This is a genomic window from Streptomyces sp. NPDC025806 (assembly GCF_055558275.1).
The window spans coordinates 1-14,071 of record NZ_JBVHMU010000024.1 but is presented as its reverse complement, the minus strand read 5'-3'; the positions used below and the strand labels follow the sequence as shown (position 1 = coordinate 14,071).

The window sequence follows — 14,071 nt, the reverse complement described above, 5'->3', positions numbered from 1 at the left end:
CTCGTTGTGACGGTTGGACCGCCCTGAAGGGTTGCACAGCGTTCTGTGGCCACCTTGTGCACATCTGCGCACGGAACGTAAAGGACGTCGCGGGTCGGCCCGTTCTGACCTGCGCTTTTACGGCGGACCACCTGATGCTTCACACAGGGCGCGCATCCTTACACATGTGGTGAAGGTCTCCGGAGCGGCGCGTACGGGGACGCGAAAAGGGCTGAGCCCCGCCGCGTGATGCGGCGGGGCTCAGCCCGTGGAGCGGTTCCGGGTCAGTCGTTGCCGTTGCCCGGGGCCGGCGTCGTCTTCTGGATCTGCAGCAGGAACTCCGCGTTGGACTTCGTCTGCTTCATCTTGTCCAGGAGGAGCTCGATCGCCTGCTGCGAGTCGAGCGCGTGCAGTACCCGGCGCAGCTTCCAGACGACGGCGAGCTCGTCGCTGCCGAGCAGGATCTCTTCCTTACGGGTACCGGACGCGTCGACGTCCACCGCGGGGAAGATGCGCTTGTCGGCGAGCTTGCGGTCGAGCTTGAGCTCCATGTTGCCGGTGCCCTTGAACTCCTCGAAGATCACCTCGTCCATGCGGGACCCGGTGTCCACCAGCGCGGTGGCGAGGATGGTCAGCGAGCCGCCGTCCTCGATGTTGCGGGCCGCACCGAAGAAGCGCTTCGGCGGGTACAGGGCGGTCGAGTCGACACCACCGGACAGGATGCGGCCGGAGGCCGGCGCCGCCAGGTTGTACGCGCGGCCGAGGCGGGTGATGGAGTCGAGCAGCACGACGACGTCGTGACCCAGCTCCACCAGACGCTTGGCGCGCTCGATGGCGAGCTCGGCGACCGTGGTGTGGTCCTCGGCCGGGCGGTCGAAGGTCGAGGAGATGACCTCGCCCTTGACCGACCGCTGCATGTCGGTGACCTCTTCCGGACGCTCGTCGACCAGGACGACCATCAGGTGGCACTCGGGGTTGTTGTGCGTGATCGCGTTGGCGACCGCCTGCATGATCATGGTCTTGCCGGTCTTCGGCGGGGCCACGATCAGGCCTCGCTGGCCCTTACCGATCGGCGACACGAGGTCGATGATGCGGGTGGTCAGGATGCCCGGGTCGGTCTCCAGACGGAGCCGGTCCTGCGGGTAAAGGGGCGTCAGCTTGTTGAACTCCGGGCGCCCGCGGCCGGATTCGGCCCCCATGCCGTTCGCCGAGTCGAGGCGGACCAGCGCGTTGAACTTCTCGCGGCGCTCGCCCTCCTTCGGCTGACGCACGGCGCCGGTGACGTGGTCACCCTTGCGCAGACCGTTCTTGCGGACCTGGGCGAGGGAGACGTACACGTCGTTCGGACCGGGCAGGTAGCCGGAGGTCCGGATGAACGCGTAGTTGTCGAGGATGTCGAGGATGCCCGCGACGGGGATCAGCACGTCGTCGTCGGACACCTGCGGCTCGGCGCCGAACTCGTCGCGGCCACGACGGCCACGGCGGTCGCGGTAACGGCCGCGGCGGCCACGGCGGCCACCCTCGAAGTCGTCGTCGTCCTGCGGCCCGTTGTCCCGGCCGCCCCGGCCGCCGCCCTGCTGCTGCTGACGGCCACCCTGGTCCTTGCCGCCCTGGTCGTCGCCCTTGCCACCGCGGCGGTCACGGTCACGACCGCCCCGCTCACCGCGCTCACCGCGGTCACCGCGCTCACCGCGGTCACCGCGCTCGCCGCGGTCACGGCGGTCGCGACGCTCACGGCGGCCCTCGCCGGAGGCGTTGTCCTGGCCGGCGTCGCCCTTGGTCTCGGTCTTGGTGTCGCCCTCGGCGGCGGCCTCGGGGCTGCCCGCCTCGGCGGTGGCGCGGCGGCGCCCGCGGCGCTCACCGGTCGGCTGCTCGTCGCCCGCGCCCTGGCCCGGGATGTCGATCTGCTGCTGGGCGGCCTTCTTGGCCTTGCTGTCGCCGGCCTCGGCCTTCTCCGCCTTGGCGTCCGCCTTCGCGGAACCGGTGCCGGCCGCGGCGTCGTCGCCGGTACGGGCCTTGGAGGTGGCGCGGCGCTTCGGCTTCGTCTCGGCGGCGTCGGCGCTCTTCGCGGGGGCGGAGCCGCCCGCCTGCGCCTCCTTGATGACCTCGATCAACTGGCTCTTGCGCATCCGCGCGGTGCCCCTGATGCCGAGGCCCGAGGCGACCTGCTGCAACTCGGCCAGCACCATGCCCTCGAGGCCGGTGCCGCGGCGCCGCCGGGAGGCGGGCGCGGCAGAGGCGTCCGCAGAGGACGCGGCGGGCGCGGCAGCGGAGCTGTCGGCAGTCACGCCCATCAGATCGGTGGTGTCGCTCACGAAGGGTCCTTCCCTGGAGCGGACGTCGGCCTGTCTGGCTCGGCGACCGGTTGTGCTGTCCGGCGATGGTCCTGCCTGTACGGACCGTGCCGGGGCGGTTGTCCGCCTGAATGGCGGAAGAATTCATTGGTGACAGCGATTCCGGATTCCGCGGGTGCACTGAATTTCTGTGTCACGCGGCTCGGTCACGCCGGTTCCGGAGCATGCTCTACAGCCCTCAGTGCCACGTCCCGACGTACGAGGACACTGCACGGAACTGCTGGAAAGGCTCCCGGAAGAATGGTCGTCCCTGACAGGGACACACAGCACCTCGCCATGGTGGGGTCGGGTGCAGACTTGAGGTTAACACTACCGGATCCAACAAATATTCCCCCTCTCTCCATCCGGCAACCAGAAGCGTGCGGTCAGTCGGGATTCGAGCCGAGCGGCAGTACGCACGCGCCGCCGGAGTCCAGGGCCAGCCGGTTCGCGGCCCAGCCGTCGCCGGCGAGGCGGGCGACCTTGTCGGCCGTCGCGTCCTCCACCAGGGCGATGACCGTGGGTCCGGCCCCGGAGATCATCGCGGGGACGCCGTCCGCGCGCAGCCGCTCGACGAGCGCGGCGCTCTCGGGCATCGCGGGGGCCCGGTACTCCTGGTGCAGCCGGTCCTCGGTGGCGGGCAGCAGCAGTTCGGGGCGCCGGGTGAGGGCCTCGACGAGCAGGGCCGCACGGCCCGCGTTGGCGGCGGCGTCCACGTGCGGGACGGTGCGCGGGAGGAGACCGCGGGCGGTCTCGGTGAGCAGGGGCTTGCCGGGCACGAAGACCACCGGGACGACGGTCGGCGCGGCGTCGAGCCGCACGGCCCGGCCGGTGCCGGCCTCGGTCCAGGCGATGGTGAATCCGCCGAGCAGGCAGGGCGCCACATTGTCGGGGTGGCCCTCGATCTCGGTGGCGAGGGCGAGCAGCGCGGCGTCGTCGAGCCGCGTGTCACCACCTATGGTCACGGCGCGGGCGGCGACCACGGCGGCGACGATGGCCGCGGAGGAGGAGCCGAGGCCGCGGCCGTGCGGGATGCGGTTGGCGCAGACGATCTCGAGGCCGCGCGGCTGCCCGCCGAGGGCGTCGAAGGCGGTGCGCAGGGCCCGTACGAGCAGGTGCGACTCGTCGCGCGGCAGGGTCTCGGAGCCCTCACCCGCGATGTCGATGTTCAGCCCGGAGTCGGCGACCCTGACGACCACGTCGTCGTAGAGCCCCAGCGCGAGGCCGAGGGAGTCGAATCCCGGGCCGAGGTTGGCGCTGGTGGCGGGGACGCGCACCCTGACGGCGGCGGCGCGGAACGCGGGACCGGCCATCGTTAGATGACTCTCCTTGAGCTGCGGGACGTTCGGGAACTACCCGAGACTTCCGATGTCTGGTGAGGGAGTACGTCGCAACCCGGGCCGCGTACGAGGGAACGGCGGCAGCACCACGGCAGGTGCGGTGGGCGGGTTCTGCACAGCCTATCGAAGGAAGGATCTGTGGCGACATAGGGCGCACAGGAGGCGCACGATGCGTGTCGTAAGCCCCCTGTGCACCCCCTGTGCCGATACGCCCAGTTGACGTGATGTCAGCTGGGCGTAAGGGCGGAGGGCCTGAGCGGTCAGGCGAGGCCGAGGCGCTCGGCGGCCGTGGCGGCGTCGACCGGGACGGTGACCGGCTGGGGGGCGCCGGCGACGGCCCAGTCGGGGTCCTTCAGGCCGTTGCCCGTGACGGTGCAGACGATCTTCTGGCCGGGGTCGACCTTGCCCTGCTCGGCGGCCTTCAGCAGACCGGCGACGGACGCGGCGGACGCGGGCTCGACGAAGACACCCTCCTGGGACGCCAACAGCTTGTAGGCGCGCAGGATCTCACGGTCCGTCACCTCGTCGATGAGGCCGCCGGACTCGTCGCGGGCGGCCAGCGCGTAGTCCCACGAGGCCGGGTTGCCGATGCGGATCGCGGTCGCGATGGTCGACGGGTCCTTGACGACCTCGCCGCGCACGATCGGCGCGGAGCCGGAGGCCTGGAAGCCCCACATGCGCGGGGTGTGCGTGGACACCGAGTCCGCGGCGTACTCCTTGTAGCCCTTCCAGTAGGCCGTGATGTTTCCGGCGTTGCCGACGGGAAGGACGTGGATGTCGGGCGCGTCGCCGAGGGCGTCGACGATCTCGAACGAGGCGGTCTTCTGGCCCTCGATGCGGTACGGGTTGACCGAGTTGACGAGCGCCACCGGGTAGTTCTCGGACAGCGCGCGGGCGAGGTTCAGGCAGTCGTCGAAGTTGCCGTCGACCTGGAGGATCTTCGAGCCGTAGACCAGCGCCTGGCCCATCTTGCCGAGCGCGATCTTGCCCTGCGGGACGAGGACGGCGCAGACCATGCCGGCGCGCACGGCGTAGGCCGCGGCGGACGCCGACGTGTTGCCGGTGGAGGCGCAGATGACGGCCTTCGCGCCCTCCTCCTTGGCCTTGGTGATGGCCATGGTCATGCCGCGGTCCTTGAAGGAGCCGGTCGGGTTGGCGCCCTCGACCTTCAGGTGGACCTCACAGCCGGTGCGCTCGGAGAGCACCTGGGCCGGGACGAGCGGCGTGGCGCCCTCGCGCAGTGTCACGACCGGCGTGGTGTCGGTCACCGGGAGCCGGTCCCGGTACTCCTCGATGATGCCGCGCCACTGGTGGGTCATTCCGGTCATCCCTGCTACTCCCCTTCAACACGCATGATGCTGGCGACACCGCGCACGGTGTCGAGCTGACGCAGCGCGTCCACGGTCCCGGTGAGGGCCGCGTCCGCCGCGCGATGGGTGACGACGACGAGGGAGGCCTCGCCGTCCTTCCCCGACTGGCGCACGGTGTCGATGGAGACGCCGTGCTCGGCGAAGACCGTCGCCACCTGCGCGAGAACGCCGGGCTTGTCGGCCACGTCGAGGCTGATGTGGTACCGCGTGACCACGTCGCCCATGGGCGAGACGGGCAGCTGCGTGTACGCGGAGTCGCCGGGGCCCGTGGCACCGCCGAGGCGGTTGCGGCAGACGGCGACGAGGTCGCCGAGCACGGCCGAGGCGGTCGGCGCGCCACCGGCGCCGGGGCCGTAGAACATGAGCTGCCCCGCGGCGTCGGACTCGACGAACACGGCGTTGTAGGCGCCGCGCACGGAGGCCAGGGGGTGGTCGAGCGGGATCATCGCGGGGTGCACCCGGGCCGTGACGGACTCGCCGTCGGCGGCGCGCTCGCAGATGGCGAGCAGCTTGATGGTGCAGCCCATCTCCTTCGCCGACTTGAAGTCGGCGGCGGTGACCTCGGTCATGCCCTCGCGGTACACGTCGTCGAGGCGGACGCGGGTGTGGAAGGCGATCCCGGCGAGGATGGCGGCCTTGGCGGCGGCGTCGAAGCCCTCCACGTCGGCGGTCGGGTCGGCCTCCGCGTAGCCGAGCGCGGTGGCCTCGTCCAGGGCCTCTTGGTAGCCGGCGCCCGTGGTGTCCATCTTGTCGAGGATGAAGTTCGTGGTGCCGTTGACGATGCCGAGCACGCGGTTGACCTTGTCACCCGCGAGGGACTCGCGCAGCGGGCGGATCAGCGGGATCGCGCCGGCCACGGCCGCTTCGTAGTACAGGTCGCGGCCGTGCTCGACGGCGGCGGCGTGCAGGGCGGCGCCGTCCTGGGCGAGCAGCGCCTTGTTGGCCGAGACGACGGAGGCGCCGTGCTCGAAGGCGGTGGTGATGAGGGTGCGGGCGGGCTCGATCCCTCCGATGACCTCGATGACCACGTCGATGTCGCCGCGTTTGACGAGCGCGGTGGCGTCGGTGGTGACGAGGGCCGGGTCGATGCCCTCACGGACCTTGGAGGGGCGCCGCACGGCGACGCCCGCGAGCTCGACCGGGGCGCCGATCCGGGCTGTGAGGTCGTCGGCGTGCGTCGTCATGATGCGCGCCACCTCTGAGCCGACGACCCCACAGCCCAGCAGCGCCACCTTCAGCGGACGCGTACGCATCATCCGACCTCGTTTCCCTTTACTTCTCTGTACCTACGGTGGGTCCAGTCTCACGCACCGGACCGGGGTTTCTGTCCCCGGTCCGGATGATGAGACAGGTATTTCATTATCCGACGTCGAGACGCAGGAGATCTTCCTCCGTCTCGCGGCGGACGATCACCCGTGCCTCGCCGTCCTTGACGGCGACGACGGGCGGGCGGAGCGCGTGGTTGTAGTTGCTGGCCATGGAGCGGCAGTACGCGCCGGTGGCCGGTACGGCGATCAGGTCGCCCGGCGCGACGTCGGCGGGCAGGAACGCGTCCTTCACCACGATGTCGCCGCTCTCGCAGTGCTTGCCGACGACCCGGACCAGGGCCGGCTCGGCGTCGGAGCGGCGCGAGACGAGCGCGACCGTGTACTCGGCGTCGTACAGCGCGGTGCGGATGTTGTCGGACATGCCGCCGTCCACGGACACGTACGTGCGCAGGCCCTCCAGGGGCTTGACCGTGCCGACCGTGTAGAGCGTGAAGGCGGTCGGGCCGACGATGGCGCGGCCCGGCTCGACGCTGATGCGGGGCGTGCGCAGCGCGGCGGCCTCGCACTCGCGCGTCACGATCTCGTTCAGCGCCTTGGCGATCTCGTGCGGCTCGCGCGGGTCGTCGTCGCTGGTGTACGCGATGCCGAGGCCGCCGCCGAGGTCGATCTCGGGCAGCTCGACACCGTGCTCGTCGCGGATCTCGGCGAGCAGGCCGACGACGCGGCGGGCGGCGACCTCGAAGCCGGCCATGTCGAAGATCTGCGAGCCGATGTGGCTGTGGATGCCGATGAGCTCGATGCCGTCGAGCTTGAGGGCGCGGCGCACGGCCTCGGCGGCCTGGCCGCCGGCCAGCGCGATGCCGAACTTCTGGTCCTCGTGCGCGGTGGCGATGAACTCGTGGGTGTGGGCCTCGACGCCCACCGTCACGCGGATCTGCACGCGCTGCCGCTTGCCGAGGCTCTCGGCGATGTGGGCGACGCGCACGATCTCCTGGAAGGAGTCGAGGACGATGCGTCCGACGCCGGCCTCGACGGCGCGGGTGATCTCCGCCTCCGACTTGTTGTTGCCGTGGAAGGCGATGCGGTCGGCGGGCATCCCGGCGGACAGCGCGGTGGCGAGCTCGCCGCCGGAGCAGACGTCCAGGTTGAGCCCCTCCTCGTGCAGCCAGCGCACGACGGCGCGGGACAGGAAGGCCTTGCCGGCGTAGAAGACGTCGGCGTCGGGGCCGAACGCGTCGCGCCAGGCGGCGCACCGGGCGCGGAAGTCGGCCTCGTCGAGGAAGTACGCCGGGGTGCCGAACTCCTCGGCGAGCCGGGCGACTTCGACCCCGCCGACGCTCACGCCGCCGTCCTCGGCGCGGCGGACGGTGCGGGCCCAGACCTTGGCGTCCAGCGCGTTCAGGTCGGCGGGCGGGGCGGTGTAGTGACCCTCGGGCAGGACGTCGGCGTGGCGGGGGCCTGCGGGGTGTGCGGAACGGCTCATGGCTGCGGTGCGCTCACTTCTGTTCTTAGAGATGTGCGGGGGCGTCGATGCCGAGCAGGGTCAGGCCGCCGGCCAGCACCGTCCCGGCGGCTTCGGCGAGCGCGAGCCGGGCACGGTGGGCGGCCGAGGGTTTCTCCCCGCCGACCGGCAGCGTGGCGGGGTGCAGGTCGGTCAGGAACGCGTCGGCGACGGAGACGAGGTGCCGGGCCAGCCGGTCGGGGGCGCGGTGCCGGGCGGCGGCGAGCAGGACGCGGGGGTGGTCGGCGAGCAGGCCGAGCAGCGGCTCCTGGTCCGGTACGTCGCCGGGCTCGGCGGTGAAGCCCAGGTCCGCGGCGTTCCGCCCGAGGGCGGCGGTGCGGGCGTGGGCGTAGCGGACGCGGAAGAGGGGGTTGGACTCGCGCTGGGCCAGATGGGCGGCGCGGTCCTCGGGAGTGGCGGTGCGGGGGTGGTCGTGCGCGGCGGGGTGCAGCAGGGCCCAGCGGCCGGCGTCGGCGCCGAGGCCGTGCGGGTCGGCGGGCACGGGGCGCAGGGTGACCTCGTCCGGGCGGGCCGCGTGCTCGACGGTCGCTTCGGCGCCCTGGCTGCGGGCGATGCGGGCGACGGCGTCGGCAACGGTTTCGGCGCGGGGCTCGCGCGGGATCCGCAGGACGATCCGCTCCCCGCGCAGCGCGTCGGAGTGTCCGTACGAGGCTCCGCGGCGCAGCACGTCCGCGACGAGCGGGGAGCCGCCCGGCCGGAGCACGACGTTGAGGAAGCCGGGGCCGGTGACGTCCACGGCCTCGATCCCCGGGCTGTCCGCGAGCCGCGCGGAGAGGATCTCGGCGACCTGGCGCGGGGGCCGGCCGGCGGCGGGGGCGAGCTGCAGTGCGACGTTCGTGGCGTAGTCCCCGTGTCCGCCGGGCCGTGGCCGCTCGACGACGACGCGAGCCCGCCCGGAGTCCACGCTCTCGACCGCGCCCATGCCGAGCTCACCGTCCTCGACCGCGCGGCGCACGGCGCGCAGGACGGTGTCAGTGAGCTCGATGGGGGTCACGGGGTCAAGCGTAGGCGAGGAGGGGGGTGGGTAGGCGACTCGGTTTAGCGGATGGTCCGCGATGCGGACGCTTCCCTGGACCTCCGTCGGCCTCCGCTACCGCCCGGCTCGTTCGGTCTCCTCTGAGCCGCTGACGGGGCGCGTCCGGCGCGGCGCGCGGCCGCGCTCGGCCAACCGCCGGACGACACGCACCAGTTCGGCCGGCTCGAAGGGCTTGGACAGGAAGGCGTCGACGCCGACATCCAGCCCGCTCTCGACCTCGTACTGCGTGCAGGCGCTGACCAGGACGATGGGGAGGGCGCTGGTCCGGGCGTCCGCGCGCAGTCGGGACGCCGTGCGCATGCCGTCGAGGCGGGGCATCACCACGTCGAGCGTGATGACGTCGGGCCGCACCTGCTGCACGACCTCCAGGCATTCGGCACCGTCGGCCGCGGTCACGACCTCGAAGCCCTCCAGCTCGAGATTGACCCTGATCAGCTGCCGGATCACCTTGTTGTCATCGACGACAAGGACCCGGCCGGACGCGCCTGGCACCACTCGAGGGTAGGTCGGCCCCACCCACGGCGTCCGGGTTTTCCCCACTTCCACCCCGTACAGGCGCGCTCGACGGCACGCTCCCGCACCGAAATACCTGTTCATGAGGAGCCGGTGGGAGCTGGTAAGGTTCTACCCGTCGCCCCGCACCGCGAGGCGCACGCCCCCGTAGCTCAGGGGATAGAGCAACGGCCTCCGGAGCCGTGTGCGCAGGTTCGAATCCTGCCGGGGGCACCTTGTACGAGGTGTCTGACGAAGACCTCGTTCACAGCGGAAACGCTGCGGACGGGGTCTTTTTTCATGCGCCGGGGCAGCGGGCCCGGGCCCAACTCGGCGGGGAGGTCGGCCCGTTCGCCGTTGCCGCCCGGCACAGTGAGTCGTGCCACGCGGAGGGGCTCCGGGTTTACGGCGGGGACTCCGGGTGACTACGGTGCCTTGGATGTCTCGCAGTCATTTGAACCTCGCAAACCTTGGAAGATGCGCGATCGGGCGCTCAGGTTCCATCGATCGGGGCTTCATACGGGAGGGATCGTGAGCGAGCCGGTCGGGGTCGCGGCGGCCAGGAGCCCGCTGCCGGCACAGAGCGTCACGGCGCCGCCCTCGTCTCCCCCGGGGCCCACGAGGTCCGCGAAGACGGCCGGCGCTCCGGCGACCAAGCCCGGCAAGGCGCGGGACGCGTTCTTCGACAACGCCAAGTACCTGGCGATCGTGCTGGTCGCCATGGGGCACGCCTGGGAGCCGCTGCGCGGGGACAGCCGGGCCGCCGCCGCGCTGTACATCATGGTGTACACGTTCCACATGCCCGCGTTCATCGTGATCTCCGGGTACTTCTCGCGCTCGTTCGACGCGAGCCCCGGGCGACTGAAGCGGCTCGTGACCGGAGTGGTCGTGCCGTACGTCGTCTTCGAGGTGGCGTACACGTTCTTCAAGCGGACCGCCGGGGACGACCCGGAGCACTCGATCAGCCTGCTCGATCCCTGGTACCTGACCTGGTTCCTGGGCGCGCTGTTCGTGTGGCGGCTGTCCACGCCGCTGTGGAAGGTCGTCCGGTGGCCGCTGCCGGTGGCGCTCGGCATCGCCGCGCTCGCGTCCGTCTCCCCCGACATCGGTGACGACCTCGATCTGCAGCGGGTGCTCCAGTTCCTGCCGTTCTTCGTGCTCGGACTGTGCCTGAAGAAGGAGCACTTCAGTCTGGTGCGGCGCAAGGAGGCGCGGATCGCGGCGGTGCCGGTGTTCGCGGCGGCGCTGCTGTTCGCGTACTGGGCCGCTCCGCGGATGAACGCCGCCTGGTTCTACCGGCGTGACAGTGCGCAGGAGCTGGCGGCGCCCGGGTGGAGCGGGGCCGTGATGACGCTGGCGATGTTCGGCTGCTCGGTGGTTCTGGTGGCCTGCTTCTTCGCGTGGGTGCCGGGGCGGAAGCTGTGGTTCACGGCGCTGGGCGCGGGGACGCTGTACGGGTATCTGCTGCACGGGTTCCTCGCGAAGGGGTCCCGCTGGGGCGACTGGTACGACGTGGCGTGGGTGCACACGCCGTGGGGCGAGATCGTCGTGACGGTGTTCGCGATGGCCGTCATCACCGTGTTGTGCACGACGCCGGTGCAGCGCGCGTTCCGGTTCGTGATGGAGCCCAAGATGGAGTGGGCGTTCCGGAGGGAGCCGGTGGGCGCCGCGCACCGGAAGTGAGCGGCGCCGCCCCGCCCCGCGTCACGCCGAGGCGCGTTTGCGCGGGGCGGCCTTCTTCGCCGTCGTCTTCTTCGTCGTGGCCGTGCTCGTCGACTTCTTCGCGGAGGCGGCCTGCTTCTTCGGGGAGCTCGCCGTCTTCTTCGCCGTCGTGGACTTCTTCGCCCCGGTCGACTTCTTCGCGGGCTCGCTCTTCTTCGCCGTCGTGGTCTTCTTCGCGGTGGCCTGCTTCTTCGGCGTGCGTGAGCGGCTCGCGAGGTGGGTCACCTCGGCCTCGCCGCCGGAGGCGCCGCGTGCCTCCTTCGCCGCGCGCACACTGCTCTCCAGGGCCGCCATCAGGTCGATGACCTTGCCGCCGCCCTCGGCCGCGGGGGCGGACGGGGTCTCCTCGGTGCCGCCGCCGGCGGCCTTCGCCGCGATCATCTCCTCGACCGCCTCGCGGTAGTCGTCGTGGAGGGTGTCCAGGTCGACCTCGCCGAGGGTGTCCATCAGGGCGTCCGCCAGATCGAGTTCGGCGTCGCGGACCGTGACCTGGGTGTCCGGCGCGACATCCTCCGGGGCCCGGATCTCGTCCGGCCAGAGCAGTCCGTGCATGGCGATGACGTCGTCGACGACGCGCAGCATGCCGAGGCGCTCACGGCCGCGCAGGGCGAACTTGGCGATGGCGACCTTCTGGCTGCGCTTCAGGGCCTCGCGGAGCAGGGTGTACGGCTTGGCGGCGGGGACGCCGTTGGCCGAGAGGTAGTACGCCGCGTCCATCTGGAGCGGGTCGATCCGGTCGGCCGGCACGAAGGCGACGATCTCGATCGTGCGGGCCGTCGGGATCGGCAGCTGGGACAGGTCGTCCTCGGTGATCGGGATGATCGACCCGTCGGCCTCCTCGTACCCCTTGCCGATCTCGGCGCCCGGGACCTCCTTCTCCTCCAGCTCGCACACCTTGCGATAGCGAATGCGGCCGCCGTCCTCCAGATGGATCTGGCGGAAGTGGATGGAGTGGTTCTCGGTGGCGTTGACCAGCTTGATGGGGATGCTGACCAGGCCGAACGAGATGGCGCCGTTCCAGATGGAGCGCACGGTTTACCTCCCGGTTCGCGCCGCCGTTTGCGAGGTTTGCCGGATAGTTGCTGATTGGCCGGATTGCCAGAGTATTACGGTATGGCGCCCATCACAGAAGTGGAGGGGCGGCGGCTGACGCTCAGCAATCTGGACAAGGTCATCTATCCCGCGTCCGGGTTCACCAAGGGCGAGCTGCTGCACTACTACGCGACCACGGCAGGCCCGCTGCTCGCGCACCTGTACAACCGGCCGGTGTCCTTCCTGCGCTATCCGGACGGGCCGGACGGGCAGCGCTTCTTCGCGAAGAACGTGCCGCCGGGCACACCCACCTGGGTGAAGACGGCGCAGGTGCCGCACTCCCAGGGGCCCGCGCGGCAGATCCTCGTCCAGGATCTGGCCTCGCTGATGTGGGCGGCGAACCTGGTCACGGAGTTCCACACGCCGCAGTGGCAGGCGGACGCGCCGGGGCGGGCGGACCGGCTGGTGTTCGACCTCGATCCGGGGGCGCCGGCGGATGTCGTGCAGTGCTGCGAGGTGGCGGTGTGGCTGCGCGAGCGGCTGGCGGCGGACGGGCTGCACGCCTACGCGAAGACCTCCGGCTCGAAGGGGCTGCATCTGCTGACGCCGCTGGAGCCGACGCCGTCCGAACGGGTCAGCGCCTACGCGAAGGCGCTCGCACAGGAGGCGGAGGCGGAGCTTCCGGGGCTCGTGGTGCACCGGATGGCGCGCAAGCTGCGGCCGGGGAAGGTGTTCGTCGACCACAGTCAGAACTCGGCCGCGAAGACGACCGCCACCCCGTACACGCTGCGGGCCCGGCCCGAGCCGGCCGTGTCCGCGCCCGTGACCTGGGCGGAGGTCGAGTCCTGCACGGACGCGCGCGAGCTGGTCTTCCTGGCCGACGCCATCGCGCCCCGGCTCGACCGGTACGGGGATCTGCTCGGCCCGCTCATCAACCTCAACCGCGCGGGGCGGATCCCGTGACCGCGCGGGTCGAGGTCGCGCTCGCGCGGTCGGTGGACGCGCTGCCGGCGGGCGCGGACTGGGCGTTCGAGCCGAAGTTCGACGGGCACCGGATGGTGGTGATCCGGGAGGCGCAGGACGTGGTCCTCCAGGCCCGCTCGGGGCGGCTGGTGGCGCGGGCGTTCCCGGATCTCGTCGCGGCGGCGCTCGCGCTGCCGGCCGGGACCGTGCTCGACGGGGAGGTCGTCGTCTGGCACGACGGGCGCACCGACTTCGCGGCGGTGCAGCGGCGGGCGGCGGCCGCGTCGGGGGCGCGGGCCCGGGCGCTGGCGCGGGAGCTCCCGGCCTCGTACGCGGCGTTCGACCTGCTGGCGGACGGCGGCGCGGATCTGCGGCGGCGGCCGTACGCGCAGCGGCGGGCGCGGCTGGTCGAGGTGCTGGGGCCGCTCGGGCCGCCGTTGCAGGCGGTGCCGTCGACGACCGACCGGGAGACGGCGCTGACCTGGTACGAGACGCTGCCGGAGCGTGGGATCGAGGGGCTGGTCGCCAAGCGGGTCGGCGATCCGTACCCGGGTGGGCGGCGGGGGTGGCTGAAGCTGCGGCACAGCGATACGCGGGACGCGGTCGTGGTCGGGTACACGGGGTCCCTGCGCGGGCCGCGCGCGCTGGTCGTCGTGCTGCCCGGGGACGGCACCCCTGTGCTGACGACTCCGTTGTCCGTGGGGCTTCGGGGGGAGGCGGGGCGGGTGTTGCCCCGGGGGGCCGGTGGGGAGGCCGTCGTCACGGCGGTGGGGGTGGGAGAGGTGCCGTACCGGGTGCTGCCCGAGGAAGGACGGCCGGTGCTGGAGGTTCGACAGCGGTCCACTCGGCACGGGGCGTTTTCTGCGGATGCGGTGCGGTTTCGGTGAGCGGGCGCGTCGGTTGTTCGCCGGGTGCGGGCCCGGTGGGGGCTGGTCGCGCAGTTCCCCGCGCCCCTGAAATGCATGCCCTTCGGGCGCATTTCCCCGATAGAGGCTGAGCGGCGAAGCCGCTCGC

Annotated in this window: 11 protein-coding genes and 1 tRNA gene; 4 read left to right on the top strand and 8 right to left on the bottom strand. The window is 71.8% G+C overall.

What is annotated here, in order from left to right; all coding sequences use genetic code 11:
- Window positions 1–263 precede the first annotated feature (263 nt).
- The 7 genes from rho to ACZ4E1_RS35660 all read right to left on the bottom strand — a co-directional run bounded on the left by rho (window position 264) and on the right by ACZ4E1_RS35660 (window position 9,445).
- Complete coding sequence (gene rho, locus ACZ4E1_RS35690) at window positions 264–2,294, bottom strand: transcription termination factor Rho (protein ID WP_467547393.1); 2,031 nt, start codon at window positions 2,292–2,294, stop codon at window positions 264–266.
- 404 nt (window positions 2,295–2,698) lie between these two features.
- Window positions 2,699–3,625: a homoserine kinase gene (gene thrB, locus ACZ4E1_RS35685; RefSeq protein ID WP_188336865.1), complete on the bottom strand. Its 927-nt coding sequence runs from the start codon at window positions 3,623–3,625 to the stop codon at window positions 2,699–2,701.
- Between the two features lie 287 nt (window positions 3,626–3,912).
- On the bottom strand, window positions 3,913–4,971 hold the full coding sequence (gene thrC, locus ACZ4E1_RS35680) for a threonine synthase (RefSeq protein WP_467547520.1): 1,059 nt from the start codon (window positions 4,969–4,971) through the stop codon (window positions 3,913–3,915).
- A gap of 14 nt (window positions 4,972–4,985) precedes the next feature.
- Window positions 4,986–6,278, bottom strand: a complete 1,293-nt coding sequence (locus ACZ4E1_RS35675; protein ID WP_399131113.1) for a homoserine dehydrogenase — start codon at window positions 6,276–6,278, stop codon at window positions 4,986–4,988.
- Window positions 6,279–6,381: 103 nt separating this feature from the next.
- Window positions 6,382–7,773 carry a diaminopimelate decarboxylase gene (gene lysA / locus ACZ4E1_RS35670; protein WP_467547390.1) on the bottom strand — a complete coding sequence of 464 codons (1,392 nt, stop codon included), beginning with the start codon at window positions 7,771–7,773 and terminating at the stop codon, window positions 6,382–6,384.
- A gap of 25 nt (window positions 7,774–7,798) precedes the next feature.
- Window positions 7,799–8,806 (bottom strand): ArgS-related anticodon-binding protein NrtL, encoded by a 1,008-nt coding sequence (nrtL, locus tag ACZ4E1_RS35665; protein ID WP_467547388.1) that lies wholly within the window; start codon window positions 8,804–8,806, stop codon window positions 7,799–7,801.
- Window positions 8,807–8,902: 96 nt separating this feature from the next.
- On the bottom strand, window positions 8,903–9,445 hold the full coding sequence (locus ACZ4E1_RS35660) for a response regulator (protein WP_467547386.1): 543 nt from the start codon (window positions 9,443–9,445) through the stop codon (window positions 8,903–8,905).
- Between the two features lie 57 nt (window positions 9,446–9,502).
- Here ACZ4E1_RS35660 and ACZ4E1_RS35655 point away from each other — a divergent pair.
- Together ACZ4E1_RS35655 and ACZ4E1_RS35650 are read left to right on the top strand one after the other, a co-directional pair.
- Window positions 9,503–9,574 (top strand) — tRNA-Arg (locus ACZ4E1_RS35655).
- Between the two features lie 297 nt (window positions 9,575–9,871).
- Complete coding sequence (locus ACZ4E1_RS35650; RefSeq protein WP_467547384.1) at window positions 9,872–11,023, top strand: acyltransferase family protein; 1,152 nt, start codon at window positions 9,872–9,874, stop codon at window positions 11,021–11,023.
- Window positions 11,024–11,044: 21 nt separating this feature from the next.
- Here the strand turns inward: ACZ4E1_RS35650 and ku are convergent, their stop codons facing one another.
- The gene (gene ku / locus ACZ4E1_RS35645) at window positions 11,045–12,094 is read right to left on the bottom strand and encodes a non-homologous end joining protein Ku (RefSeq protein ID WP_467547382.1); all 1,050 of its coding nucleotides are present in this window, start codon (window positions 12,092–12,094) and stop codon (window positions 11,045–11,047) included.
- 81 nt (window positions 12,095–12,175) lie between these two features.
- On the opposite strand from ku, the gene ligD reads away from it, so the two are divergent.
- Both ligD and ACZ4E1_RS35635 read left to right on the top strand, forming a co-directional pair.
- Window positions 12,176–13,057, top strand: a complete 882-nt coding sequence (gene ligD / locus ACZ4E1_RS35640; protein ID WP_467547380.1) for a non-homologous end-joining DNA ligase — start codon at window positions 12,176–12,178, stop codon at window positions 13,055–13,057.
- Window positions 13,054–13,944 (top strand): ATP-dependent DNA ligase, encoded by an 891-nt coding sequence (locus ACZ4E1_RS35635; RefSeq protein WP_467547378.1) that lies wholly within the window; start codon window positions 13,054–13,056, stop codon window positions 13,942–13,944. Before ligD ends, ACZ4E1_RS35635 begins: the two co-directional genes overlap by 4 nt.
- Window positions 13,945–14,071 lie beyond the last annotated feature (127 nt).

Bases quoted from the DNA above. Each gene is read 5' to 3' on its own strand.
- thrB (WP_188336865.1), bottom strand. From the start codon at position 3,625: ATGGCCGGTCCCGCGTTCCGCGCCGCCGCCGTCAGGGTGCGCGTCCCC.
- thrC (WP_467547520.1), bottom strand. From the start codon at position 4,971: ATGACCCACCAGTGGCGCGGCATCATCGAGGAGTACCGGGACCGGCTC.
- ACZ4E1_RS35675 (WP_399131113.1), bottom strand. From the start codon at position 6,278: ATGATGCGTACGCGTCCGCTGAAGGTGGCGCTGCTGGGCTGTGGGGTC.
- lysA (WP_467547390.1), bottom strand. From the start codon at position 7,773: ATGAGCCGTTCCGCACACCCCGCAGGCCCCCGCCACGCCGACGTCCTG.
- ACZ4E1_RS35660 (WP_467547386.1), bottom strand. From the start codon at position 9,445: ATGAACAGGTATTTCGGTGCGGGAGCGTGCCGTCGAGCGCGCCTGTAC.
- ligD (WP_467547380.1), top strand. From the start codon at position 12,176: ATGGCGCCCATCACAGAAGTGGAGGGGCGGCGGCTGACGCTCAGCAAT.